General features: G+C 68.5%; 19 protein-coding genes. 8 read left to right on the top strand and 11 right to left on the bottom strand.

The window, feature by feature from the left end; genetic code table 11:
• Both ACLBXX_RS09405 and ACLBXX_RS09400 read right to left on the bottom strand, forming a co-directional pair.
• On the bottom strand, positions 1-929 hold a 929-nt coding region (locus ACLBXX_RS09405; protein ID WP_447657807.1), incomplete at its 3' end, for a hypothetical protein.
• A 151-nt stretch (positions 930-1,080) separates the two neighbouring features.
• A complete protein-coding gene (locus tag ACLBXX_RS09400) occupies positions 1,081-2,622 on the bottom strand; it encodes a DUF7059 domain-containing protein (protein WP_447657806.1) in 1,542 nt (513 codons plus the stop codon).
• 116 nt (positions 2,623-2,738) lie between these two features.
• Here ACLBXX_RS09400 and ACLBXX_RS09395 point away from each other — a divergent pair, with 116 nt between their 5' ends.
• From ACLBXX_RS09395 to ACLBXX_RS09375, 5 genes are all read left to right on the top strand, one after another.
• Positions 2,739-4,982: a DUF6049 family protein gene (locus ACLBXX_RS09395; RefSeq protein WP_447657805.1), complete on the top strand. Its 2,244-nt coding sequence runs from the start codon at positions 2,739-2,741 to the stop codon at positions 4,980-4,982.
• Positions 4,979-6,598 carry a murein biosynthesis integral membrane protein MurJ gene (gene murJ / locus ACLBXX_RS09390; RefSeq protein WP_447657804.1) on the top strand — a complete coding sequence of 540 codons (1,620 nt, stop codon included), beginning with the start codon at positions 4,979-4,981 and terminating at the stop codon, positions 6,596-6,598. Before ACLBXX_RS09395 ends, murJ begins: the two co-directional genes overlap by 4 nt.
• 144 nt (positions 6,599-6,742) lie before the next feature.
• On the top strand, positions 6,743-7,747 hold the full coding sequence (trxB, locus tag ACLBXX_RS09385; RefSeq protein ID WP_447657803.1) for a thioredoxin-disulfide reductase: 1,005 nt from the start codon (positions 6,743-6,745) through the stop codon (positions 7,745-7,747).
• 94 nt (positions 7,748-7,841) lie between these two features.
• Positions 7,842-8,165, top strand: a complete 324-nt coding sequence (gene trxA, locus ACLBXX_RS09380; protein ID WP_045301944.1) for a thioredoxin — start codon at positions 7,842-7,844, stop codon at positions 8,163-8,165.
• 213 nt (positions 8,166-8,378) lie between these two features.
• Positions 8,379-8,795 carry a YciI family protein gene (locus ACLBXX_RS09375; RefSeq protein ID WP_387142479.1) on the top strand — a complete coding sequence of 139 codons (417 nt, stop codon included), beginning with the start codon at positions 8,379-8,381 and terminating at the stop codon, positions 8,793-8,795.
• Between the two features lie 17 nt (positions 8,796-8,812).
• On the opposite strand, the gene ACLBXX_RS09370 is transcribed toward ACLBXX_RS09375, so the two are convergent.
• A complete protein-coding gene (locus tag ACLBXX_RS09370; RefSeq protein ID WP_447657802.1) occupies positions 8,813-9,160 on the bottom strand; it encodes a tryptophan synthase subunit alpha in 348 nt (115 codons plus the stop codon).
• 56 nt (positions 9,161-9,216) lie between these two features.
• Between ACLBXX_RS09370 and ACLBXX_RS09365 the strand changes: the two genes are divergently transcribed.
• Entirely contained in the window at positions 9,217-10,545 is a 1,329-nt protein-coding gene (locus ACLBXX_RS09365) for an RNA polymerase sigma factor (RefSeq protein ID WP_447657801.1), read from the top strand.
• Here the strand turns inward: ACLBXX_RS09365 and ACLBXX_RS09360 are convergent.
• From ACLBXX_RS09360 to rpmH, 8 genes are all read right to left on the bottom strand, one after another.
• Positions 10,540-11,529: a ParB/RepB/Spo0J family partition protein gene (locus tag ACLBXX_RS09360; protein ID WP_447657800.1), complete on the bottom strand. Its 990-nt coding sequence runs from the start codon at positions 11,527-11,529 to the stop codon at positions 10,540-10,542. The two genes, ACLBXX_RS09365 and ACLBXX_RS09360, sit on opposite strands and share 6 nt — an antisense overlap.
• Positions 11,529-12,452 carry a ParA family protein gene (locus tag ACLBXX_RS09355; RefSeq protein WP_447657810.1) on the bottom strand — a complete coding sequence of 308 codons (924 nt, stop codon included), beginning with the start codon at positions 12,450-12,452 and terminating at the stop codon, positions 11,529-11,531. Before ACLBXX_RS09355 ends, ACLBXX_RS09360 begins: the two co-directional genes overlap by 1 nt.
• 6,572 nt (positions 12,453-19,024) lie before the next feature.
• Entirely contained in the window at positions 19,025-19,648 is a 624-nt protein-coding gene (gene rsmG / locus ACLBXX_RS09350; protein ID WP_447657799.1) for a 16S rRNA (guanine(527)-N(7))-methyltransferase RsmG, read from the bottom strand.
• Positions 19,649-19,696: 48 nt separating this feature from the next.
• Positions 19,697-20,215 carry a Jag family protein gene (locus tag ACLBXX_RS09345; protein WP_447657798.1) on the bottom strand — a complete coding sequence of 173 codons (519 nt, stop codon included), beginning with the start codon at positions 20,213-20,215 and terminating at the stop codon, positions 19,697-19,699.
• Positions 20,216-20,250: 35 nt separating this feature from the next.
• Positions 20,251-21,402, bottom strand: a complete 1,152-nt coding sequence (yidC, locus tag ACLBXX_RS09340) for a membrane protein insertase YidC (RefSeq protein ID WP_447657797.1) — start codon at positions 21,400-21,402, stop codon at positions 20,251-20,253.
• An 8-nt stretch (positions 21,403-21,410) separates the two neighbouring features.
• On the bottom strand, positions 21,411-21,767 hold the full coding sequence (yidD, locus tag ACLBXX_RS09335; protein WP_045301961.1) for a membrane protein insertion efficiency factor YidD: 357 nt from the start codon (positions 21,765-21,767) through the stop codon (positions 21,411-21,413).
• A complete protein-coding gene (gene rnpA, locus ACLBXX_RS09330; RefSeq protein WP_056365562.1) occupies positions 21,764-22,099 on the bottom strand; it encodes a ribonuclease P protein component in 336 nt (111 codons plus the stop codon). The genes yidD and rnpA overlap by 4 nt, the downstream gene beginning before the upstream one ends.
• Positions 22,100-22,107: 8 nt before the next feature.
• On the bottom strand, positions 22,108-22,245 hold the full coding sequence (gene rpmH / locus ACLBXX_RS09325) for a 50S ribosomal protein L34 (protein ID WP_005054680.1): 138 nt from the start codon (positions 22,243-22,245) through the stop codon (positions 22,108-22,110).
• Between the two features lie 309 nt (positions 22,246-22,554).
• Here rpmH and dnaA point away from each other — a divergent pair, with 309 nt between their 5' ends.
• Together dnaA and dnaN are read left to right on the top strand one after the other, a co-directional pair.
• Entirely contained in the window at positions 22,555-24,006 is a 1,452-nt protein-coding gene (gene dnaA, locus ACLBXX_RS09320) for a chromosomal replication initiator protein DnaA (protein ID WP_447657796.1), read from the top strand.
• Positions 24,007-24,487: 481 nt separating this feature from the next.
• Positions 24,488-25,642 carry a DNA polymerase III subunit beta gene (dnaN, locus tag ACLBXX_RS09315; protein WP_387142503.1) on the top strand — a complete coding sequence of 385 codons (1,155 nt, stop codon included), beginning with the start codon at positions 24,488-24,490 and terminating at the stop codon, positions 25,640-25,642.
• Positions 25,643-25,660 lie beyond the last annotated feature (18 nt).

Here is a 25,660-nt window from a genome sequence, read left to right as displayed (position 1 = left end):
GAGATCGACACGGCCCAGGGTCCGGGAGCGACGGCGGCCGTCTCCACTGCGGCGGGCGCCTCGGCCGGCGCGGCCGCGGTCGCGACGGCGGCCGGTTCGGCGTCGGGGTTGCTCGGCGCCGGTTCGGAGACCGTGGCCGGTTCCGTCGTGGGTTCTGCTGCCGGCGCCGGGTCCGCGGGTGCCGGTGCCGCCGGTTCCGCGGCCGGCGCTTCCGCCGGAGCGGGAGCCGGTTCGGTCGAGCCCGGGTCGGTCGCGGCGGGGTCGCCGGTCACGGCGTCGGTCGCCGCGGTCAGCGGCAGCTCCGCACCGGCGGCCAGCGCACGGAGCACGCTGACCCGGGCACCGGCATCGACGCCGCGCGTGAGGTGCCGTTCGCCGGGCCGGAGGCTCTTGTGCATGATCGCGTCGGCGCGGCCCAGGTCGGCGCGGCCGAGCAGGTGCCCGATCTCGTGCGCGAGCACCGTCTGCAGGTCGAAGCGTCCCGCCGCCGGACTGGAGCCCGAGGCTCGTGCGACGTCGCCGGAGCGCTGCGTGAACTCGCTCGAGGTGGACGGGGTGCTGTCGACGAACCAGCCGCGGCCCGCAGCATCCGTGTCGATCGTGATCGTGCGTCCCGACGTGACCGCGAGCCGATCGCCGCTGACGTCGCCGATGCGGATGACAGCACCCGCGAGGCCGGTCTCGCCCCAGAGCGCCAAGGCCGTCGGAAGCACCCCAGCGACGTCGGCAGGCGTGAGGTCAGGGATCACGGAGGAGGAGCCGACGGGCGCGGCAGAGCGGAGTGCGAACTCGTCGGCGACGGCCGCGGGAGGGACCATGAGCGGGGTGATCGCCATCGAGAGTGAGACGGTGGCGGCGACCGCAGCGGAGCGCGCGCGGGCCATCGAGGCTGCGCGCTCAGCGCGCAAGGGTCCCCGCGACTTCGTCACCGCAGCCCTCCCCAGGGCTTCAGACCGCTCCCGAATGCGCCGCCCGAAGCAGCGCGGGCGCCCACACCAGCACCCGAGACGGATGATGGCCCTGCTCGGGCGGCGCTGTCAAGATACTGTCGTCAACAGCATCTATATTCGCTTCGGGGCATCAGTCCGCGAAGCGGAGGAATCCGGTGAATGCCAGTTCACGTGCGCGGGGCAGCAGGTCCGCACGGAGAGCCCCGGCGTCGACCTCGAGCAGATCGGCGATCGCATCGATGAGGATCCCGACCGGAAGGTCGCCGTCGCACGCGCCGACGAGCGCTGCCAGCCCCGGGTCCACGCCGAGGGCGCGACCGAACCCACCGCCCTGGCGCAGCTCGATGACGGTCGGATCCTCGGCTCCGGGCAGGTGATGACGCGCCTCGGTGACGTCAGGGGCGACGACGAGGACGGATGCCGCGAGCCCCGCGTCGTCGAGATCGCTCAAGCGGTCGTGGGCGTCGAGCGCGGCCGCGAGATGCGCCCCGAGCCCGTCGCCCGCGAGGGCCGTGTGGAGCGTCTCGTACCGGGCGAGCGTGGGCGTCCCGTCAGCCGGACGGCGCAGCAGCAGGTATCCGAAACCCACCTCCGTCACCGCGCGGGCCGCGAAGTCGTCGAGCCACGCGTCGACGAGTCTCGCGAAGCCGGGCGTGCCGGGCAGCGTGCCGCCGTCGCGCACCCACAGCTCGGCGTACGACAGCGGGTCGAGGCTCTCGCGCTCGACGACCCAGGCGTCCATCGGCACCGGCGACGACTCGACCCATCCGCGCACGCGCTCGAGGCCGGGCACGCCGTCCCGTGTCTCCCAGTTGCCGAGCAGCTGCGCGACCCCGCCGGGCGCCAGGTGGGCGCCGACACCCGTCACGAACGCGGCCACCACGTCGTCGCCCACCATCCCGCCGTCGCGGTACTCGTAGGCGGGGACGTCGGCGACCCGCGGCGTGATCACGAACGGCGGGTTCGACACGACACGGTCGTACTGCTCTCCGGCGACCGGCTCGAAGAGGCTGCCGAGCCGCACCTCGATGCCGTCGATCCCGTTGAGGAGGGCGTTCAGCCGCGTGAACGACAGGGCGCGCGGCGAGATGTCGGTCGCCACCACGTGACCGACGTGCGCGCGGGCGCGCAGCGCCTGGATGCCACAGCCCGCCCCGATGTCGAGCGCGCGTTCCGCGGGAGTCGGCAGCTGCAGTCCGGCGAGCGTCAGCGACGCGCCGCCGACGCCGAGCACGTGATCCTCGGGCAGCGGCCCGCCGAGCGCCGCCTCGTCGAGGTCGCTCGCGATCCACCACTGCGCTGTCCTCTCATCTTGGCCGGGTCGGGACGCGTCGGCGTACGACTGCGGCCGCACCACCGCGAGCGGGCGCACCTCGCCGTCGTCCACCTCGGCGAGACCCAGTCGCGCGAGTCCCTCCGCACCGGCGCGCATGAGTGCGTGATCGACGGATGCCTCGGCCTGCGGCATCCCGAGCACGAGGAGTCTGCCCAGCACGGCGAGGGCGTCGCCGCGGTCGCCGAGGGCCCGCGACGCCGGCGACCGGAGGCCGCGAGCGATCGCATCGTCGGCCGCGGCGCCCCACGCGTCGCGCAGGGCTTCGGCGGAGAACCCCGCACTGCGCAGGTCGGCGGCGAGGTCACGGCACAGGTCGGTATCCGGTTCGGGGAGCACGGCTCCATTCAACCGCGCCGCCCGCCCTCCGGCGGGCTCGGAGGCGCGGACCGTAGAATCTCCTGGATCGTGCGGTCAGGACATCGCACAGGAGCGAACCCCCCGACAGGATGATCGTGACTTCACCGCGAGCCCCGCGGCGTGCCCCGCGCCGCGCACCGCGCCTCGTGACCGCCGCCATGGCGGTCGGAGTCGTGCTCGCCGGTCTTCTGCTGCCGGCACCCGCGATCGCGGCGGACCCGACACCGAGTCCCTCGCCGAGCGCGACCTCCGCCGTCCCCGCGGGCACCACCGTGTTCACCCTGTCTCCCGTTGCGAACGGGATCGTGAACCCCGGCGATGCGTTGAGCGTGTCGGTCTCGCTGCAGAACGGGACGGATGCGGAGCTCGCGCCCGCGAGCGTCACCCTCTCTCTCGGGCGCACGCCGCTCGCCGGCCGTGACGACCTGGGCGACTGGCTCGACGGCAGCTCACCCGAGCTCGCGCTGGAGCCGATCGGCACCGACTCGATCGCCGCCGTCGAACCCGGCGGCTTCCAGGTCCGCGGCATCACGGTCGCGGCCGACGACCCCGCCCTCGCCGGCCTGGCCTCGGGCGTCTACCCGCTCGCCGCGTCGTACCCCGGCACGGAGGGCACCGTCACGTCGACGAGCGTGATGATCGTGCCGCCCACGGAGGCCACCGACGTCGGCATCGGCGTGGTCGTGCCGATCACCGCAGGTCCTCTCAGCGAGGGCCTCCTCACCGCGGAGCAGCTCGCCGAGCTCACCGCGCCGGACGGCGAGCTCACGAACCAGCTCGACGGGGTCACCGGCACCGCCGCCATCCTCGCGGTCGACCCCGCCGTGCCCGCGTCGATCCGGGTGCTCGGCACCTCGGCCCCGGAGTCCGCGCTCGAGTGGCTCTCGCGCCTCGAGGCCATCCAGAACTCGCGCTTCGCCCTGCAGTTCGGCGACGCCGACGTCACCGCGCAGCTGCAGGCGGGCCTTCCGCGGCCGCTGCAGCCCACCTCGTTCAGCGCGTACATGTCGTCCTCGAACTTCGCGACGCCGACTCCGACGCCGACGCCCACCCCGGCGCCGTCGGATGCGCCGACCACCGCACCCACCTCGCAGCCCGACAGCGCCCTTCCGAGCACCGACGAGCTGCTGGTCGTCGGCCCCGCCACCCGCCAGGGCGTGTACTGGCCCGCCGACGGCACGGTGGACGAGCAGATCGTCTCCCGCCTCGCCGACATCGCGACCGACGACGGCACCGCGCCCGTCACGCTCATCCCGTCGTCGACGACGGACGCCGGCTCCGACGGCCGGACCGTCTCGGCACACGGCCGTGTCGGCGCCGGCGAGGTGCTCGTCTACGACAGCGACATCTCCACCGCGCTCGACGACGCATCCCAGCAGGAGGAGTCGTGGCTGCGCGGCGCCCCGCTGACCACGGCCACCGCCTACCTCGCCTTCGCTGCGGCCGAGACGAACGGCCCCCTCCTCGTGACCGTCGGCCGCGGCGACGGTCGTTCGCGCGTCGAGCTCGGCGCCGCGATCTCCGCGGCGTTCTCCGCCCCCGACGTGACGCCCCGCACCATCGCGACGGTCGCGGCGGGGGAGGCGTTCGACGTCGAGCTGACCGGCGTCGAGACTTCGCCCGAGCGCGCGGCCGCGGCATCCGCCCTCGTCGCGGACGAAAGTGAGCTCGCCCGGTTCGCCACGATCCTCGACCAGCCGTCGATGCTGACCGGACCCGAGCGCGCCGACATCCTGCAGCTGCTCGGCGTCGCGTGGATCGGCGACCCCACCTGGCCGACGGAGCTCGCCGACCACCGCGCCGCGACGGCCGGCACCCTGGACTCGGTCGCACTCCTTCCCACCAGCCCGAGCGACCTCTACGGGTCGAGCGCCGCCCTCCGTTTCTGGGTGCGCAACGACCTCCCGTACCCGGTCAACCTCGTCCTGTACACGACCCGTGACAACCTCCGGCTCGACGTGCAGGGCGAGACGCCGATCGTCGCGACGCCGCAGAGCAACACCCGCGTCGAGGTGCCGGTGCAGGCGCGCGTGGGCCGCGGCGACGTCACCCTGACCCTGCAGCTGCGCAGCCCCGCCTTCGTGGCCATCGGCGAGCCCGAATCCGTCGAGATCAACGTCTACGCCGACTGGGAGGCCGTCGGCATCGCCGCCCTCGCCGTGGTCGTCGGCATCCTTCTCCTCTTCGGCATCGCGCGCACCGTGCTGCGCATGCGCCGGAAGCGGAAGGGAACGGATGCTACCGCCTCCGGTGCTGCGGAGGATGAGGCGACGGCCGAAGCGAAGGACGCGAGCGAGGCGGAACAGGTGTCGTCCATGACCGACGAGGACGAGCGGTGAGCGGGATCGGGCGCGCGAGCGCACTCATCGGTGCCGGCACGATCGTGTCGCGCCTCACCGGATTCCTCCGCTCCGTCGTGCTCGTGGCGGTCGTGGGGTCGGTCCAGAGCCCCGCGGGCGACGCGTTCGCCACAGCGAATCAGCTTCCGAACAACATCTACACGCTGATCTCGACCGGCCTGCTCACCGCCGTCGTGGTGCCGCAGATCGTGAAGGCGGCATCGCACGAGGACGGCGGGCGCGCCTTCATCTCGAAGGTGTTCACGCTCGGCACCGTCGTGCTGCTGGTGACAACGGTGCTTGCCACCTTGATCGCACCCTGGCTCGTGCAGCTGTACGCCCCCGGCTACACGCCTGACCAGCTCGCCCTCGCCACGACATTCGCGTACTGGTGCCTGCCGCAGATCCTCTTCTACGGCCTGTACGCACTCGTCGGCGAGGCGTTGAACGCGCGCCGCATCTACGGCCCGTTCACGTGGGCGCCGATCGTCAACAACATCGTCTCGATCGCAGGCTTCGGCCTGTTCCTCGTCCTGTTCGGCGGTCCGCTGACGCAGGTCGTGGACTGGACACCGGAGATGATCGCCCTCCTCGCCGGCACCGCCACCCTCGGCATCGTCGTCCAAGCCGGCATCCTGTTCTTCTTCTGGCGGCGCACGGGACTGCACGTGCGCCCTGATTTCGCCTGGCGGGGCGTCGGCCTCGGGCAGATCGGCCGGCTCGCGGGCTGGACGTTCCTCATGGTCGCGGCCGGCCAGATCGCGGGCCTGCTGCAGGGCCGGGTCGTCTCGGAGGCTTCCGGCGATGGACCGGCCGCGGCCGCCATGGGTTACGCCTGGCTCCTGTTCATGCTCCCGTACTCGATCATCGTCCTCTCGATCGGCACCCCCTACTTCACGCAGCTCAGCGAACACGCGCACGCAGGGCGCCACGAAGAGGTGCGCGGCGATATCGGCCGCAGCATCCGCACGCTCGGCGTGTTCGTGGTCTTCTCCACCTTCGCCCTCGCCGCCGCCGCCGTTCCGGCGTCGCGCATCTTCACCAACACGGCGAGCGAAGCGGTCCAGGCGGCCTGGGTGCTGCTGGCGTTCCTCGTCGCGCTGATCCCGCTGGCCGTGCTGTTCGTCATCCAGCGCACGTTCTACGCATACGACGACACACGCACGCCGTTCTACTTCACCGTGGTGCAGTGCGCGATCGTCGTCGCGACCGCCTACGGCGCGTGGGGTCTCGTCGAAGCCGATGTCATCGGCCTCGAGTACCTCGCTGCCGTTGTGGCCCTCGGGCAGTCCTTCGCGAGCATCGTTCAGGTCGTGATCGCCACGTGGTTGCTCCAGCGACGGCTGGGCAGCCTCGGCACCGCGTCCTGGCTGCTCTCGCTCGGTCGCTTCGTACTCGCCGCGGTCCCGGCCGCCGCCGCAGGGTGGGGTGTGTTCGTGCTTCTGGGCGGAGCCGACGGCTGGACGACATCCAGCGCTCTGCTGGGCGCGGTCGGCTCGGCGATCATCGGTATTGCGTCCATGCTGGTCTACATCGCTTTCCTCGCGCTCTTCCGCGCGCCCGAGCTCACGGTCGCCACCGGCCTCGTGCGCCGCTTCCTGCCCGGCCGACGCTGAGATCGCCCGCCCATGTGTCGTGTCCCGCCGGGGGCGCGGGGGACGGGTCACGGAATGCCACGCGGTTACCATGTGTTGAGGCATCCGGAGCCATCGCGTGTGTCATGAGACGTTCCGCGAGGCTCCACGAGGAAAGGTGCGCACGTGCGTCAGGTCATCATCATCGGTTCGGGTCCCGCGGGTTACACGGCGGCCATCTACGCCGCACGGGCCAACCTGAGCCCGCTCGTCGTGGCGAGCTCGGTCGAGGCCGGCGGCGAGCTGATGAACACCACCGAGGTCGAGAACTTCCCCGGGTTCCCCGAGGCGATCATGGGTCCCGACCTCATGGCGAAGATGCAGGAGCAGGCCGAGCGCTTCGGCGCCGAGGTGCTGTACGACGACGTCATCTCACTCGACATCGACGGCCCGGTCAAGAAGGTCACCCTCGGCAGCGGCGCCTCGCACGAGGCCGACGCGCTGGTGTTCGCCACCGGTTCCGCTCCCCGCAAGATCGGCATCGAGGGCGAAGCCCGCCTCTCAGGCCGTGGCGTGTCGTACTGCGCGACGTGCGACGGCTTCTTCTTCCGTGAGCGCGTCATCGCCGTCGTCGGCGGCGGCGACTCCGCGATGGAGGAGGCCACGTTCCTCACCAAGTTCGCGTCGAAGGTGTACATCATCCACCGTCGCGATGAGCTCCGCGCCTCGAAGATCATGCAGGAACGCGCGTTCAAGAACGAGAAGATCGAGTTCGTCTGGAACAGCGAGGTCGTCGACATCCTCGGCGACGACGCGGTCACCGGCGTGGTGCTCGAGGACACCGTCGACGGCTCGCGTCGTGATCTCGCTCTGGACGGCGTGTTCGTCGCGATCGGCAACGACCCGCGCACGCACCTCGTGCACGACAAGCTCGATCTCACCGCCGAGGGCACCGTGTGGGTCGACGGCCGTTCGTCGCGCACGTCGGTCCCCGGTGTGTTCGCCGCCGGTGACGTGATCGACCCGACCTACCGTCAGGCGGTCACCGCCGCGGGCAGCGGCACGGTCGCCGCCCTCGACGTCGAGCACTTCCTCGCCGCGCTCGGCGAGGCCGGCGCGCCCGCCCCTGATGCCGCCGAGATCGACGGCCTTCCCGGCGCCGAGCCTGTCGCCAAGGTCGAGGCCGCATAGCGCGCGACCGGGCGCCGCACAAGCCCGGGAACACTTCACGCCCCTCTCGCGTTGAATGAGCGTGGACAGACTTCCCAGAGAAGGAGAAACACAGATGACCGCCAAGGCGACGACTTCCGCCACGTTCGAGCAGGACGTGCTCCAGGCCGAGGGTCCGGTGCTCGTGGACTTCTGGGCGGAGTGGTGCGGCCCGTGTCGCATGGTCTCGCCCGTCCTCGACCAGATCCAGTCGGAGCACCCCGACAAGATCACGATCCTCAAGCTCAACGTGGACGAGAACCCCGACCTCGCGATGAAGTACCAGATCACCTCCATCCCCGCGATGAAGGTGTTCAACAAGGGCGCCGTCGAGACGACCATCATCGGCGCCAAGCCGAAGTTCGCGCTCGAGCAGGACCTCGCGGCCTACATCGGCTGAGTTCCCTCACTCTTCCCGAAGACCCCGCCGACCTTTCGGCGGGGTTTTCGTCGTTCTACCGGGGATTCCTCAATATGCTGTTTCCGGCATCCGAGATTCTCACGAGAAACTTCGTGCGCGATGTCGATCTGCGCGAGGCTGGTTCGACGCACATGGTGAAGGGGCCGAACCGGCCCCGACCGGGCAATCATCGCCCCAACGAAAGGGATTCCCATGCGTTACATGCTCATCATGCAGGTCGGTGCCGAGGCTGCTGCGGCGTTCGACCCCGAGACCTTCGACATGGCGGAGGCGTACGCCGCCATGGGCGCGTACAACGAGGAGCTGCAGAAGGCCGGCGTGTTCCTGAGCGCCGAGGGGCTGTCCGATGCCTCCGAGGGCTTCCGCGTCGACTTCGACTCGGTTCCACCCGCGGTCACCGACGGACCGTTCGCCGAAGCGCGCGAGGTCTTCACCGGCTACTGGATCCTCGAGGTCGCCTCCCGCGAGGAGGCCGAGCACTGGGCGCGCAAGTGCCCGCTGGGCCCCGGCACCGCACTGGAAGTGCGTCGCGTCAACGAGCTCAGCGATTTCGACCAGAACGACGACTGGGTCGCCAAGGAGAAGGAGTGGCGTGCCGCCAACTCGTGACTCGTGAGCTGTCGGTTTCAGCTCGCTTCGGCACGCACCGTCGGGTCCCACCGGCGGTGCGTGTTCGCGTCACCCAGCAACGCCCACACGGCACGGGTGAGCGGGGGATAGTCGATGGCGATCTGCCTCAGCACCCGGTAGTGGCGGCTGGCGTTCGGTCGCGCCCCGCCGTCGGCGGCGATGTTCTCGGCGCGGAGCAGATAGACGACGAGCTCGTCGACGGACGGCAGATCGTCCATGAACTCCCACGGGTCCTCGCCGGCACGGAGGCGCTCATGCACCAGCACCGAGAGCTCGTCGGAGGCTTCGGCACGGAGCAGCTCGAGGCTCGCACGTCGCCGCGGGGTCTGCTCGTCGTTCGCCATCAATCCAGGGTACGTGTCGATCCCGACACCGTGGGCCACGCGCTTACGCTGACAGCATGACCTCCGACGACGATGCCCATGCGCGCCGCGCGGTCGAAGCCGTGTGGCGCGACGAGTCGGCTCGCATCGTCTCGGCGCTGACGAGGCACACCGGCGACTTCGCATGGGCCGAGGATCTCGCTCAGGAGGCACTCGTCGAAGCCCTCGCCGCGTGGCCGGGCAGCGGCATCCCTGACAATCCAGGAGCCTGGCTCATGTCGGTCGCCAAGCGGCGCGCGATCGACGGGTGGCGACGACGCGAGCGGATGTCGCAGCGCGAGCCCCTGTTCGTCTCAGAGGCTCTCGTGGCCGAGGCGATGGACTCGGTGCCCGACGACGCCGACCCCGACCGCATCGACGACGACGTGCTGCGTCTCGTCTTCGTCGCCTGTCACCCGGTGCTTCCGGCGCAGGCCCGTCTCGCCCTCACGCTGCGCACGGTGGCCGGTCTCACGACCGAGCAGATCGCGCGTGCGCTGCTGATGACCGTGCCGACCGTGCAGCAGCGCATCGTCCGCGCCAAGCGGACTCTCACCGCAGAGGGCGTGCCGTTCGAGGTGCCCGACCGTGCGGAGCGCCCGGCGCGGCTGGCGAGCGTGCTCCAGGTGATCTACCTCCTCTTCACCGAGGGGTACTCGGCGGCCGAGGGGGAGGGACTCATCCGTCCCGACGTCGCGCGTGAAGCGGTGCGGCTGGGTCGACAACTGGCTGCGCTGCAGCCGGGAGAGCCCGAGATCTGGTCGCTCATCGCGCTCATGGAGTTCCAGTCATCGCGCTTCGCCGCGCGCATCGACGCCGCCGGCCTTCCCGTGACCCTGGAAGACCAGGACCGCCGCCGATGGGATCGTTCGGCGATCGCCCGCGGCCTGGAAGCGATGGGACGAGCGGTCCCCACGGCCCCTCCACGCGCCGCTGGCGCGTCTCGCGGAGGCTCTGGCCGCGTGGGCCCAGCCTCGCCGTCCCGCGGTCTGGGCTACTACGGCCTGCAGGCCGCCATCGCGCAGTGCCACGCGGTCGCCCCGTCGTTCGGCGAGACGGACTGGGAGCAGATCCTCCGGCTCTACGACGCGCTGGAGTCGCTCGCGCCGTCGGCCGTCGTCCGACTCAACCGCGCCGTGGCGCTCTCGATGGCGAGGGGCCCCGAGCCCGCTCTCGCCGTGGTGGACGCGCTCGGGCCCGAGCTGTCGGGATTCCGCCCGCTCCCCGCCGTGCGCGCGGAGCTGCTGGAGCGACTCGGACGAACGGATGCCGCAGCCGCGGCGTTCCTCGCAGCGGCAGAGCTGCCGGGCAACACCGCTGAAGCTGAGGCGCTGCGCCGGCGTGCCCGGGCGCTCGGACGCTTATGAGGCCTCGAGGGCCCCGTACTCCGTCTCACCGAGCTGCGCGAGGATGCGGTTGAGGTCCTGAATCGTCGCGAAGTCGATGCTGATCTGGCCTTTTCGCGCCGTCAGGGCGATCTTCACGCGGGTGTTGAGCCGATCGCCCAGTCGTCCGGCGACCTCATCCAGGTGGGCGCGGCGAGAGCCGGCCTGCGGCTTGACGGAACGGGTGGGGGAGGCATCCGGAAGCTTCGCCGCAGCCTCCGCCGCACGGACCGAGAGATCCTCGTTGACGATCTTGTCGGCGAAACGCTGCATGGCCGTCGGGTCTTCGAGTGACAGGATCGCGCGTGCGTGACCGGCGGTGAGCACTCCTGCGGCGACCCGCTGCTGCACCGGCACGGGGAGCTTGAGAAGGCGGATCGTGTTGCTGATCTGCGGACGCGAGCGGCCGATGCGGGTGGCGAGCTCTTCCTGCGTGATGCCGAAGTCCTCGAGCAGCTGCTGGTATGCCGACGCCTCTTCGAGGGGATTCAGCTCCGAGCGGTGCAGGTTCTCGAGCAGGGCGTCGCGGAGCAGGTGCTCGTCGGCGGTGTCGCGCACGATCGCGGGGATCGAAGTGAGTCCGGCCTCACGGGCGGCGCGCGTACGACGCTCACCCATGATGAGCTCGTAGTCGCCCTTCTCGTTGAGCCGGACGACCACGGGCTGCAGCACCCCGAACTCGCGCACGCTGTGCACGAGCTCCGCGAAGTGCTCCGGGTCGAAGTTCGTCCGCGGCTGACGCGGGTTGGGCACGATGTCGTGCGGGTCGATATGCGCCAGGCGGGCGCCGGGCACCGCGACGAGATCCTCCTGCCCGTCGGACTCGACGATCTCCGCGGGCGGCTCCGCCTCGGCCACGGCCACGGCGCGGGGGAAGAAGACATCTGCGGGACGCTCGTCGGCCTGCTCGCTGGTCGGGATCAGTGCGCCGATTCCGCGGCCGAGTCCTGTGCGCTTCGCTGCCATCACGCGCCCCTTTCATTCGAGGCGCTGTCGCGCCGGATCATCTCGACAGCCGCCTCGCGATACGCGATGGCGCCGGCCGACTGTCCATCGTAAGCGAGAACCGACTGCCCGAAACTCGGCGCCTCTGAGACGCGCACCGAACGCGGGATGATCGTGTCGAGCACTTCGGTGGGGAAGTGGGCGCGCACCTCGTCGGCAACCTGCTGCGCGAGCCTCGTGCGCCCGTCGTACATCGTCAGCATGATGGTCGACAGCTCCAGGCGGGGGTTGAGGTGCTTTTGGATCATCCGCACCGTACCGAGCAGCTGGCTCAGGCCCTCGAGTGCGTAGTACTCGCACTGGATCGGAATGAGGAGCTCGCTCGCCGCGGTGAAGGCGTTGATCGTGAGGAGTCCGAGCGAGGGCGGGCAGTCGATGAGGATGAAGTCGAGCTCGCCCGGGTTGTTCGCGAGATAGTCGTCGACAGCGACGCGCAGTCGGTGCTCGCGTGCGACCTGCGACACGAGCTCGATCTCGGCGCCCGCAAGGTGGATGGTGCTCGGCGCGCAGAGCAGGTTGGGCGACTCCGGGCTCACCTGGATGATGTCGGCGAGCGGGAACTCGTCGATGAGCACGTCGTACACGCTCGGCGTATCGGCGGTGTGCGGCACGCCCAGCGCCGTCGAAGCGTTGCCCTGCGGGTCGAGGTCGACCACGAGCACCTTCGCCCCGCGCTCGGCCATGGCGGCGGCCAGGTTGACCGTGGTCGTCGTCTTGCCGACGCCGCCCTTCTGGTTCGAGACGGTGAGGACTCGCGTGCGGCCGGTGAGTTGGACGTCGGCTTCTTCGAGCGCCTTGCGACGTGCGGTGAGATCTGCGAGCTCCCGCGCGATGGGGGAGTCGTCTTCTTCCTGCGCGAGAGCGGCGCCGTCCTGCTGCACGATGGGGGATTCCTCTTCCTGCGTGACGGTGGAGCCCTCGGGGGATGCGATGACTTCGGGTGCGTAGTCAGCGTACTCAGCCGATGCGACATCGCCGTCGGAGTCTGCGCGCTCAACCTCGTCGTCGTGCGAGGTGATCTCATCAGGCACGTCGGCCTGGCGGGAGTTGGCGATCTCATCGGGAACGGCGTCTCCGACGGGAACGATGTCTTCTTCCGGGACGGCGGCTTCTTCCGGGACGGCGGCTTCCTCGGAGACGGCGGCTCCGTGGGACACGGCGCTCTCACTGTGCGAGTGGATCTCGCTGTCGGCGGCAACCGGCGTGGAGGCGTCCGGCGACTCCGCAGACTGCGGTGTCCAGACGGTCGGCGACTCATCGGACGAGAAGGATGCCTGAGCCTCGCTCTCGTCGGGTTGTTTCACGTGAAACTCTCCCCCGTGCCCGAGCCGCTCAACATCGTCTTCCACCCTATCCCGCCTTCCCCCCATCCCCAGCCGTCGGAGCCACTTATTCATTCGTCCCTTACCGTTCCGCGTGGATCATCCACCCTCCCTAGTCAACCCCGCGCGAGCCGTTCGGGCACGCCAACCCGCCGCTCGGATTCGACTGAGAAATCCCTCATCTGACCGAGTGCGGGTCAAGGAGCCGGCTGCGTCTTACCCCGCGCCCGAAGGGCGCCGCGGCCCGCTCATCAGTCAAGAATTCACGTGTGACGGGTGCGGCAACGGGCTGGTTCTCCCACGCCACCCCGCTCCGGATGCGCACTTGAGACGTCCGAGTTCGGGCGCCAAAGCCCAGTCTCCGGGCGCCGCATACGGCATTGAATGCGGGGCGCGAGCGCGGCGCGGCGGTGTGGTCCGTTTCACGTGAAACGCGGGCGCTATCCGCGAAAGCGGGCGCATGTTCGGCGGTTCGGTGCTCTCTACTTCGTGTGAAACGCGGGAGCTCGCGTGCGAGTGCGGGCACGCACGCGCGGCGCCTCGGTGCGCCGTTTCACGTGAAACACGGGATTACCCAAGAGAGCGGGCACGCACGCGTGGCGCGCCTCGCCGGGTTCGTGTCACGTCGAACGCGGGAGCTCACGTGAAAGAAGGGCGCGAATGTGAGAGTCGTCGCTCAATTCGGCATCAGGACGCATAGGCCGGCGGCAACCCCGATCGGCACAGATCGCGGGCCACCGTAAAGCCCTCTTGCTGTTCTTGTCGGAACCAACCCGCCCCGAGCGCTTCGCACGATCAACCCCGACGCCTGGATGGGATGGCGCGACGACACGGCGAACGCGGCGAACCGCCCTTGCGACGGCTTCGGCGACGTTCCCAGTCCTGATGGTCGGTTCGGCGGTGCACACGGCATTTCACGTGACACTCTCTGCGGCGTTGCCGCACAGCCCAGCCTTCGCTGCAAGGACCGACGCGGGGAACAGTCACGATCTTCAGACGCTGGCGACCGGGTCACGACCTGGTCGCGAGCCCAGCTTGCGCCAATCGCGACTTTCTCTCAGTCGACGGCGACGTCGCGAGCACCACTTCTTGGCGAGGAGACGCTCATCCAGACATGCAAGCCATCAGTCGCGCCGGCTCGTCGATGGCACCGATTCGATGAGCGAGCCGAGATGAGGCGCGGAGAGCGGCCCGACTCCAGACGCTCATCACCCGTCGTGGCTACCCTCCTTCCGGACGGTCACGCTTGAAGCCCCACCCGCAGTTTTGAGCCAGAGTCCCATGGCAGTGCGCCTCGATCGCAAAGCTGCATCGTTGAGCGCGCTGACTTCATCGGGCATCGACGGCTGACGTCGACGCCCTTCGCCACACCCGCTCGACTCCAAGGTCCCGGCCGAGCTTGGCATGCGTGGCTCAGGGAGTGGATTAGTTTGGCGCGGGGCCATTGAGCTGCGACGGGTCGACGCGCTGACGACACCATCCCTGCTCGCGATGATTGCGCCGGCGCGCGGGGCTGTGGCTGCGGGTCGCCCAAAGCGATCCGATCTCCTCCGCTCAGGGGAGCACTGCACTGATCTGGACGTGCCCTTCATTCACGGGCAACGCGGGACGGATAGAGCGAGCGGAACCGCCTGGTCTCGCCAGCCGGCACCGTGCGGTGCCCACTCTCTCAACGGGACCAGAGGCGCCTGGCTATCCAAGCAGCTCACCGGTCGCAGTCCTGGAGAGACTGAGTTCCAGCCGGAAGGCCGCGTATGTTTCACGTGAAACTATGCGTCGGAAGGCAAACGTCATTCTCATCGCGATCGACGGGCCACTCTGACAAGCGGCGCCCACGCGCAAGATGGCGATCACCTCTCCCTCCGTCCTTCGCGACGGAACGATTGCCACGGCGCCGCATCATGCAGGTTCCGGGTACGCTACCGTGCGACGATCTGCCTCCGCCTGCTACGCCTCGCATGATTGTCGCCTGGTCAACGGCGCTCACACGTCGGTGCGGTTTCACGTGAAACGGAGCGCGCGGTTCAGCCGCGAACTGCCGCACGTCGCTGGCGACAGTCGCGTCGGTCGTGAGGCATGAAGGTTCGCGCGAGCACAACGATGCTTCGACGCTCATGCGCAGCGCCCGAACCTCGCCGATGGCAGGGCGCCCCGTACATGCCTGTTGACAGTGCGGAACTTCGCCGGTCGCGCTCCGTCCAGCGGCTTGTGGACGCCGGGCATCGTCAACGCCGAATGATTCGGCGCGGCAGTTCGATCGACTCCGGAGGCGTGGCAGTTGGGAATCGGGCGCCCACGCGAGACGAACTGGTCAATGGGACCTGCCGCAGGCTGTGGTCACGCGGGGCCGCCCTGGAGACCCGCCCGGTCGACGTGGTCCTCGGCAGCGTGGAACGAAGAGGCTCCCGTTCGCTCTGCACGGAGGGTACCGCGAGCCATCTCCCGGTCGCAGCTGCGCAGCCAGGGCGTCCTGGCACTCATCACCGCTAGTGGGCTCCCCGCGAGTCGCCTCCTTCGACCGGGCCGCCCGGTACAACGGCGGCCACTGCTTCCGCTGGTTTAAGGAGAATCTCGCCCCGACTGGCTTCAGCTGCCCATTGATGACACGTCGCCGCGGCCAGGATGACCGCAAGCACGCCAGTTTCATAGTGCGGTGACTGGACGCCCGCGCCGCACGAACGCGACAAGTGGCGGAGCGCTCGAGCGGGACTTGCGTTGCAAAGTGGTGGGTGTCGTCACGTGAGACATGAGAGCCGCGCGCGAGGTACGCGGGCCTCTCTTCTTGCCCCCGGGAGGGGCGGAGAGTCGCGCGTATCAAGTGCTCGTCGGCCAGCGCACCGCTGTGTCCGATCAGGTCAAGTCTTCAGAAGTTCGCCGAAGGCAGTGAGCGCAATGCGCCTGCTCAACCGTCAACGCAGGTTCGCACGCGCTCCGCCACCGTTCTTGAAGGCGTCCGCAGCGGTTCGGCGCGGCCACCTCTGCATCCATGCCGCGGTGCGGCGACGGCGTGGGCGGGACGTCCCGCGAAGCGCGCCAATCCAAGGAACTCGGCGCGATCATTCGTCAGCGTCAGCGGGGATCGGTCCGTCTCGCCGCGCAGAATGTAGGCGGGTGCGTGTTCGGTCCACGCCGAGACCGTAGTGACAGAGCGACCGCGCCGAGTCGGGGGTCGCGACTCGCCGGCAGAGCAACCGTGGGTCGTCGGCTCTCTGGCCCACACGAGGGAACCCGACTGCTTGCCCGTTGAGCGACGGGTCTACCTGCGCGATCGCACCGGCTTTCGCATGGCTGACCTCCACGGCTGATGCTCCACTACGACTTCGGGTCGTGCAGCCCGAGACTGACGGTGTGACTCATTTGCTGCCTACGCATTCGCCGATTGCGGACCGGACAGGCATCGTCTCGTCGGTCCACGGCTTGCTACACGCGGGTTCACTGATCCAGTCGCCAATCTGTCAATGTTTCACGTGAAACGATCGCGGGGCCGCGGCAATCTGCCCCGGCGCGGGCCGCGCCGCCCTGAGCCGCAAGATGCGTCCACTGACCGCGAGGGGTGGGGAAGTGCACGCACTGCCACCGACCCATCGCGCCACCGATTGGTGCACTGAGGTGGATTGTCGCGTGGAGCTGCGGCAATCCGTGCGCCGCTGCGAAGGCGCTTCTCGTTTTGCTCCGAAGGCGCAAAGTCGCTGCCGCGGGGAAGCCACACGGATGCAACCCCGCGGCAGCGTCTTACTCAGGCCCCACGCACGCCGCGTAGAGCGGACATTCATAGACCCGGCGAGCCGCATGTTTCACGTGAAACGTGGTCGGCGACACAACGGCGCAGCACGGTAGACCCGATACCTCAAACTCAGTCGGAGGGTGGGCCCATGATGCCGGCAGTCGTCAGCGGAAGGAAGCCCGACGCGACGGGAGCCCCTGATGGCCGCGCACGCTCAGAGTCAGCATGCCACCCACTCTCTACATCGAGAACAGTCACCACGCGCATCGCGCGACGCTGCGTCGCCCTACCGCCACTCACTCCGCAGGACACAACCGGGTCGGCGGATGGGCGCGGGCGTTATGTCCGCGCCGGCGTCCTGGTCGATGCGGCCCCGCACCGCGGTGAGCCGTCGACCATCGATCTCTGTTCACCGCCGCTTGTTTCACGTGAAACGTAGTCCATGGCACGGCGTGCGACGGCTGGCCGAATGCCGGAGGCTCCTCGCAAGCCGAGCCGGGGATGCCGGATGCGTCCGCCGCGCGTGAACTCCCGCGACGGTCCGCCAGCCACTTCCGCACGGGGAATCACGGCGCGAACTGCGGCGGCGGCATTCCACCTCCTCGCGTCTGCTCGGCAAGCCAAGAACACCGTGGTGCCCTAACAGCCGACACGGACCCAACCCCCGTGCCGGCGCCTGACTCGCGCCGAACAGTTCCCATCGAGCGACCGGCGGTCTATCCGGATGCGCCACCCATGTTTCACGTGAAACGTCATCGACCACATCGCTCACGACACAGTTGACCGGATGCTGAACACTCGTCGAAGGAGAATCCCGGGATACCCGAAGCGTCCAAGCCGATTTCACTTCCGCGACCCCGGGCACCTGCCGTCGGCGCTGGGGCGCATGACGACATATGGGAATGCGCGACCGGGCAGTCTCAGCTCGCCTAACCCTCAAGACGCCACTGCGCAGCGGCACGCTGCTGCGAGCTTTGCGTCGGACAGCGACGGCCAGCTGATAGCAGATGCACCGAGTACTCAAATGTTTCACGTGAAACGTGATCGATGACACCGGCTCGGCGGTGCGGTCGACCAGATCCCGAGGCCTCCTCGCAATGAGAGCCCGCGACCGCAGGCGCGTCCAGTGGCCGTACACCCCAGCGACGGCGCCATCCTTTCCAGAACTGGGTGCCTCCCCGACCCAGGAGTCGCGCAAGCGAGCAACTTAGGTGCCGCCCACATGTGCCTGAGCCGGAGTCTGTGCGGCGGCGGGACGCGTGCCGTCTCGCGCCACCGTGTCAGGAGCGCTGATGCCGCGATCAAGCGCGGGGTGGCGAAGTGGCGAGAAGTGACGGGCGTACGACCACCAGCACACAGCACGCGCACTAAAACGACAACACACCCAAGCCAGATGGTTGCTGTCACGGCGCGGACCGACGCTTCGCCATACGACCGGGCACATTCCAGAGCACTGACCGCCAGTGTCTGTTGGCAACAGCCGAGACGGAAGACATCCCATCAGGCGCATCCGGGTGAACGTCCAGCCAGATGCTCGAGCGCGGCATCGCTCGGTTCCAACGCCAGCAGCCTCGCGCGTCGAACTCCGCTCTGGGCACCGCGGGACGGATGTCGGAGCACACGATGATCGAACGAAGGGACACTGCGCCCCTTGCCGGCAGCGGCACAAGACACAGCCGGTGGTGCGTCGTGGTCACCTTCACCACCCCAGGTGCATCCATCGTGAGCGTTCAGCCTGATGGTCGAGCGCGGCATCGCTCGGTTCCAACGCCAGCAGCCTCGCGCGTCGAACTCCGGTCCGGGCATCGCCGGGCGGATGTCGCAGCGCACGATGATCGAACGAAGGGACACTGCACCCGTCACAGGCAGTGACACACAACGCAGCCGATGGTGCGTCGTGGTCACCATCACAGCCCCAGTGCATCCATCGTGAGTGTTCAGCCTGATGCTCGACCGCGGCATCGCTCGGTTCCAGCGCCGACGCCGCGATGGGAGGGCTCGACGCGCGGTGCTGCCAGCCGTCGAGGCCGCCGGCGAATTGCGAGTAGCGGCATCCTACGGGGCAGCGAATGGCAGACTCCGAGCTCACGTGAAACATGCCCGGTGCGTCGGGCCCACGCCGACGCGTTCCACGGAACGCGAGCTCACGAGGATACCTCGCCGCCGGGCGATCTGCGGAGCGCCGGATCCACTGAGCAGCCGTCGGACCGACGAGCTCCGACAACGAATGCACTCAACCTCAGCCAGGACAAGCATCGAGTTGGAGGCACCCGCGACCTTGCGCCGAGCGCAGCGCACGCATCGCTCATCGCTCATCGACCGAAGAAACCCGCGTCCAGGCGCGAGGTCCCGGGCGCCTCGACGCGCTAGCCCCCGAACGCCGCGAAAGCGGAGCTGCTGGCGGCCGCCCTCAGCGGACCGTCGCTCGGATCACGCGCGAGGGCTCCGGAAGCAGGGCTTCGCCGACGATCTCGACGCGCGGGTTCGTCACCTTGAACTTGCGGAGCTGCTTCTCAGCCGCCTCGATCTCGTTCGTGGCGCTCGTCCCCTTGAGGAGGATGAGCTCGCCGCCGTCGCGGACCAGGGGAGCGGTGATCGGCACCAGGGTGCGCAGCGCGCTCACGGCACGGGCGGTGACGGCATCCAGCGAAGGACCGCGCTTCCAATCCTCGGCCCGTGCGCGCAGCACCTCGACGTTGTCGAGTTGGAGAGACTCTGCCTGCTCCGACAGCCACGCGACCCGGCGCTCCATCGGCTCGATCAGGACCCACTCGACGTCCGGACGCGCGATGGCGAGCACGAGCCCCGGAAGCCCGGCGCCCGACCCCACGTCACCGACTCGGCCGGAGAACAGGGGAGCGATGACCGCGCTGTTCAGGATGTGGCGCGACCAGAGGCGCGGCGGTTCGAGCGGCCCGATGAGCCCGCGCTCCTCACCGTGCTGTCCGAGCGCTTCGGCGAACTTCCGCGCGACGTCGATGCGGTCGCCGAAGATCTCGGCGGCGGCCGGGGGTTCCTGCTCGATCTCGATCATCGATTCTTCGACAAGCTCAGTACGCCTGTTTCACGTGAAACGCGCGGCTCAGCCGCGACGGATCACCGTGTGGCGGTCGGCACCCTCGCCGTAGGACTCGGACACGAAGCCGCGCTCGGCGACGATGTCGTGGACGACCTTGCGCTCATAGCTCGACATCGCCGGCAACGACGCCTGCGAGGCACCGTCATCCAGCCGGGCGATCGCGCGGTCGACGAGAGCGGTCAACTCGTTCTGGCGAGCGTCACGCGAGCCGCCGATGTCGAGGATCAGGCGCGAGAAGCGACCGGTGCGGTTCTGCACCGCGATGCGCGTCAGCTCCTGGAGCGCCTGAACGGTGTCGGGTGCCGCGATCAGGTCGACCGATCCGCCGGACGGCGCTTCGACCGATACGTACGCGCGGCCCGCGCGCACATCGAGATCGAGGTCGCCGTCGATGTCGGCGATGTCGAGAAGACCCTCGATGAAGTCGGCGGCGACGTCGCCTTCTTCCTCGAGCTGGGCGACGGTCGCGGGGACCCGCTCTTCGCGCGTTTCGGCAGGGGCGTACTCAGGGGACGTGGTCATGGCGTGATCCTCGTGTGTGACGTCGGTCGGGAGCTTCAGGAAGCGGAGCCGGAGCCGGGATTGCCCTGGTCGGTCCCACCGGAGACCTGGCCGCCCTGCTTCTGGCCGGATCCGGGCTGCTTCTGACCCTGCTTCTTCGCGCGCTGCTTGCTCACCGGCTGCTGACGCTTCGGCGCCGAGGCCTTCGCGCGCTCGGCCTCTTCGTACAGGCGCTGCTGCTCGGCGACGTACTTCTCCATCGGGACGACCTTGCCCGAGGCATCGATCGCCTTGCCCTTCTTCGCGAGACGCTCTTCGCGCGCCTTGGCCGCGTCGGAGCCGGGGGTCGGCATCTCGCGGATGACGAGGAACTGCTGGCCCATGGTCCACAGGTTCGACACGAACCAGTAGATGACGACACCGAGCGGGAAGAAGACACCCGAGAAGATGAAGCCCAGCGGCAGGATGTACAGCATGATGCGCTGCATCTGGTAGGCCTGGCCGGTCTTCGCCTCGGGGGAGAGGTTCTTCGAGATGATCTGCAGCTGCGTGAAGAACTGCGAAGCGATCATCAGAACGACGAGCGTGACCAGGATGATGATCGCCGGGGTGTTGCCCGCCTGCCATGCCTGGATGAGCGTCTCGTGCAGCGACGCGACGCCGAACAGCTTCGCGTTGTAGAACTCGGCCGTGAGCTCGGCGCTGAGGAGGCCCACACCACCGGTGCCGGCGGCGTAGTGCTTGGTGACGTCGTTGAGCACGCTGAACAGCGCGAAGAAGACGGGCATCTGCACGAGCAGCGGCAGGCAGCTCGAGACCGGGGTGGTGCCGTGCTTCTTGTACAGCGCCATAGTCTCGCGACTCATGGCCTCGCGCGAGAGCTGGTCCTTCTTGCCCTTGTACTTCTCCTGGACTTTCCGCAGTTCAGGAGCGATTTCCATCATCTTGCGCTGGCTCTTGATCTGCCGAACGAAGAGGGGGATCATCGCCGAACGCACGACGATCACGAGGCCGACGATCGCCAGCACCCACGTGATGCCGTCTGCCGGCGGAAGCCCGATCGCGGTGAAGAGCCAGTGCCAGAAGACGAGCACCGCCTCGACCGCCCACTTGAGCGGCCACAGGATGATCCCGAAGAGATCGAATCCGCCGTTCGTCGCCGGAGCGGACGGCGACGGCGTCGAGGCGAGGGCTGACAAGAGATCCATGTGGAGGATCAGTCCTTTCCGGTGGGGGCAGGCACGACGAACCCGTGGCGGGTCAGCGCGTGCCGGAAGTTCTTGCGGGGCGGCACGTCGTCGACGCCGCCGACGGCCCAGGGGTGGCAGCGTGCGATGCGCGCCGCGGTCAGCGCCGAACCGACGACGGCGCCGTGCTGCTGCACCGCGCCGACGGCGTAGGCCGAGCACGACGGGTAGTACTTGCAGACGTCGCCGTAGGTATGCGAGATCGTGGCGCGGTAGCCGTGCAGCAGCGCGAGCAGCGCGTTGCGGGGGAGCAGAGGGATGCTGCGCAGCGAATCGGATGCCGCGAACTCGGCGTCTCCGAACGCGTAGGCGGGAAGAACGCTCATGCGGCCCTCCGTGCGAGGCACTTCACGACGTCGCTGCGCAGATCATCGAAGGACGCGGATGCCGCACTGGGCAGTGCGCGGATCACGACCTCGCTGCCGGGTGCGACCGAGTCGATGGACTCGAAGCACAGCGCCTTCAGCCGGCGACGGACGGTGTTGCGCACGACGGCGCCACCGACCTGCTTGCTCACGATGAAGCCGAACCGCGCCGGACCATCGGTCACGACGCGGTTCACGTAGGTGATGGTGTGCGCTCCGGCACACCGACGACCCCGACGGACAACGGCCTTGTACTCCGATCCGCGGGTGAGTCGGTGCGGCCTCGCGAGCACCGCTCGGCTCAGGCCGAGAGCTCGGTGCGCCCCTTGGCGCGGCGAGCCGACAGGATCGAACGGCCGGCGCGCGTGCGCATGCGGGCGCGGAAGCCGTGCTTCTTGGCGCGACGACGGTTGTTGGGCTGGAAGGTGCGCTTGCTCATGGGGACTACTTCCGATCAGGTGTCACCGGGACGCTCAAGACCGGGGACGTGTGTACAGGGGCGACTGCCACGAGGGCATAAGTCAACCGATTAAGGCTACGTCGAGTTGCCCGAGAACTCAAACCGAGCGCAGAACGTGTCATTATGCACCGGGGAGGCGATCGACCCTGGCACCGACACGCAGGCCGGTTCTACAGTGGAGTTTGCTCACGCGACGCCTCCTGACTAGCGTGGCTCCGGCAGTTATCCACAGGCCTGGACCGACGTTTCCGCGGCCTCCGGTGGAATCATCAACAACCCGGGGGGGCCATGACACCGCACGAAGTTCCAGATGTACCGGTCTGGACGGCCGTTCTGGACGAACTCGTGCGAGACGATCGCATCACGCCGCAGCTGCACGGCTTCATCAGCCTGGCAGTTCCGCAGGGAGTGATGGGCGGGACGCTCTATCTCGACGTCCCCAACGATCTGACCGCGGCTCAGTTCACCAAGCGCATGCGCGCGCCGATCCTCGAGGCTCTGACGCGCGTCGGCCAGGACGTCCAGGACCCTGCGTCGAACTTCCGCGTCGTCGTGAACCCGGATCTCGCCGACGTGCACCTCACCGCACCGATTCCGGTCCAGTCCACGGCGGCGCCGATCGCGTCGCCGGTCGGACTGCAGTCCGGCCCGCCGGTCGGACGCCCGCCGCTCGACGAACCGGTGGACACAGCATCCGTCTCGCGCAGCGATACGCGACTGAACCCGAAGTACACGTTCGACAACTTCGTCATCGGGCAGTCCAACCGCTTCGCCCATGCCGCGGCGGTCGCGGTCGCCGAGGCGCCGGCCAAGGCGTACAACCCGCTCTTCATCTACGGCGACTCAGGTCTGGGCAAGACCCACCTCCTCCACGCGATCGGCGACTATGCGCTGAGCCTCTACGCCGGCATCCGCGTGAGGTACGTGTCGAGCGAGGAATTCACCAACGACTTCATCAACTCGATCGCCAACAACCGCGGCTCGGCGTTCCAGGCGCGCTACCGGGATGTCGACATCCTGCTGATCGACGACATCCAGTTCCTGCAGGGCCGCGCCGAGACGCAGGAAGCCTTCTTCCACACGTTCAATCAGCTCCACGACCACGACAAGCAGGTCGTGATCACGAGCGACGTGCCCCCGAAGCACCTCACCGGCTTCGAGGACCGCATGCGCAGCCGGTTCGAGTGGGGCCTCATCACCGACGTGCAGGCGCCCGACCTCGAGACGCGTATCGCGATCCTCCGCAAGAAGGCGCAGTCCGAGCGACTCCACATCCCCGACGAGGTCATGGAGTACATCGCGACCGTCGTGTCGTCGAACATCCGCGAGCTGGAGGGCGCACTCATCCGCGTCTCGGCCTTCGCGAGCCTCAACCGCTCGACGCTCGACATGTCGCTGGCCCAGACCGTGCTGCGCGACATCGTCGACCAGGACGACGCGAACGTCATCTCGCCGACCGACATCATCACGGCGACCGCGGCCTACTTCAAGCTCACGGTCGACGACTTGTACGGCTCGAGCCGGTCTCAGCAGGTCGCCCAAGCCCGCCAGATCGCCATGTACCTGTGTCGTGAGCGTACGAGCCTGTCGCTGCCCAAGATCGGGCAGCTGTTCGGCAACCGCGACCACACGACCGTGATGTACGCGTACAAGAAGATCAGCGAGCTCATGAAGGAGCGCCGGTCGATCTACAACCAGGTCACCGAGATCACCGCTCAGCTGGGCCGCAACGGTCGCTGACCGTCTCGTCTACACCCCTCCAGGGGCCGGTGCGTCACGACGCACCGGCCCTTCGTCGCATATGCCGGAAGAAGTTCTTGACACGCGCGGTGAGCAGGGCCATCATTTCGGTTCTTCACAGTGTGGAAAACCTGTGGATAACTCTCCCAAGCTGCGGAAACTGCTGTGAACGAGCGGGGGAGACCTGTGGATGGATTGCGGAATCCACAGGTTTTGTCATTCGTCTTTCCGAGCGCTCTCCGGAGCGTCTCCACAACTCACAAGAGTGTGGTTTCCGTCTCCCGACTGGCAACGCGGCAGTTGTCCACAGTTTCCACACCCGTTAACACCATGACAAGAAATCTTTGTGATGAAACCCGTCCGATCACCTTTGCGGTGGACAAGCCCCGAGACGAGAAGGCGGACTGGCAATCTCCGAGGCTGGCACTAGCATGAGAACCCCGAGCCCGCAGTCGAAGGGCCCGCTGCAGAGGGAGCGTTCGTGAAGTTCCACGTCAATCGCGATGTGTTCAGCGAAGCCGTATCGTTCGTCGTCAAACTCCTGCCGCAGCGCAACCCTCAGCCGATCCTCGCGGGCGTGCTGATCGAGGCATCCGCTGAAGGCCTCTCGCTGGCCGCGTTCGACTACGAAGCGTCCGCGCGTACCACGATCGAGGCGACCGTCGACGAACCGGGCACGATCCTCGTCCACGGCCGGCTGCTCTCCGACATCGCCAGCCGCCTGCCGAACGCGCCGATCCAGATCGAAGTCGACGAAGACGGCGGCATCCTGCTCACCTGCGGCTCCGCGCGCTTCACCCTCGCCTCGATGCCGGTGCAGGAGTACCCCGCGATCCCCGAGGTCACCGGCGACTCCGGCCTCGTCCCCTCCGAGGACTTCGCCACCGCCATCGCGCAGGTCGCATTCGCCGCGTCCCGCGACGACGTCACCCCCGTGCTCACCGGCGTGCAGCTCGAGGTCTCGGGAACGAGCCTCAGCCTGGTCGCCACCGACCGCTACCGCGTGGCGCTCCGCGAGATCCCGTGGGACGGCGGCACCGCCGCGAGCGACGAGTCGACGACAGCACTCGTGCCCGCGCGCACCCTGACCGAGGTCGGCAAGACGTTCGCACACGGCGGCGACATCTCGATCGCGTTCTCCGGGTCGGGCGACCGCGAGATCATCGCGTTCACCGCCGGCAACAAGACCGTGACGTCGCTGCTCATCAAGGGCAACTTCCCGCCGGTTCGGCGCCTGTTCCCCGAGCAGACCGAGCACCACGCGGTCGTCAACACCGCCGAGCTTGCCGAGGCCGTGCGCCGTGTGTCGCTCGTCCTCGACCGTTCGGCCCCGCTGCGGTTCACCTTCACGTCCGACAGCGTGTCGATGGATGCCTCGGGCACCGAGCAGGCTCGCGCCACCGAGTCCGTCGACGCGACGCTGCTCGGCGGCGACGAGGTCACCCTGGGTCTCAACCCCCAGTACCTGCTCGAGTCGCTCGGCGCCGTGAAGAGCGAGTTCGTGCGCATCACGTTCACCTCGAGCGACAACGCGAACAAGCTGAGCCCCGTGCTCATCACCCCGCAGACCTCGGTCGACCGCGCCGGCTCGGACTCGTTCCGCTACCTGCTGCAGCCCAACCTGCTCCTTCGCTGATCAGCCCGTCGTCGGAGC

The sequence above is a fragment of the Microbacterium sp. C23T genome, from assembly GCF_053345975.1.
The sequence above is the reverse complement of the archived record's forward strand: the minus strand, read 5'-3'. Positions and strand labels throughout refer to the sequence as shown.

Bases quoted from the DNA above. Each gene is read 5' to 3' on its own strand.
- trxA (WP_045301944.1), top strand. From the start codon at position 7,842: ATGACCGCCAAGGCGACGACTTCCGCCACGTTCGAGCAGGACGTGCTC.
- ACLBXX_RS09375 (WP_387142479.1), top strand. From the start codon at position 8,379: ATGCGTTACATGCTCATCATGCAGGTCGGTGCCGAGGCTGCTGCGGCG.
- ACLBXX_RS09370 (WP_447657802.1), bottom strand. From the start codon at position 9,160: ATGGCGAACGACGAGCAGACCCCGCGGCGACGTGCGAGCCTCGAGCTG.
- ACLBXX_RS09365 (WP_447657801.1), top strand. From the start codon at position 9,217: ATGACCTCCGACGACGATGCCCATGCGCGCCGCGCGGTCGAAGCCGTG.
- ACLBXX_RS09360 (WP_447657800.1), bottom strand. From the start codon at position 11,529: ATGGCAGCGAAGCGCACAGGACTCGGCCGCGGAATCGGCGCACTGATC.
- rsmG (WP_447657799.1), bottom strand. From the start codon at position 19,648: ATGATCGAGATCGAGCAGGAACCCCCGGCCGCCGCCGAGATCTTCGGC.
- ACLBXX_RS09345 (WP_447657798.1), bottom strand. From the start codon at position 20,215: ATGACCACGTCCCCTGAGTACGCCCCTGCCGAAACGCGCGAAGAGCGG.
- yidC (WP_447657797.1), bottom strand. From the start codon at position 21,402: ATGGATCTCTTGTCAGCCCTCGCCTCGACGCCGTCGCCGTCCGCTCCG.
- yidD (WP_045301961.1), bottom strand. From the start codon at position 21,767: ATGAGCGTTCTTCCCGCCTACGCGTTCGGAGACGCCGAGTTCGCGGCA.
- rpmH (WP_005054680.1), bottom strand. From the start codon at position 22,245: ATGAGCAAGCGCACCTTCCAGCCCAACAACCGTCGTCGCGCCAAGAAG.
- dnaA (WP_447657796.1), top strand. From the start codon at position 22,555: ATGACACCGCACGAAGTTCCAGATGTACCGGTCTGGACGGCCGTTCTG.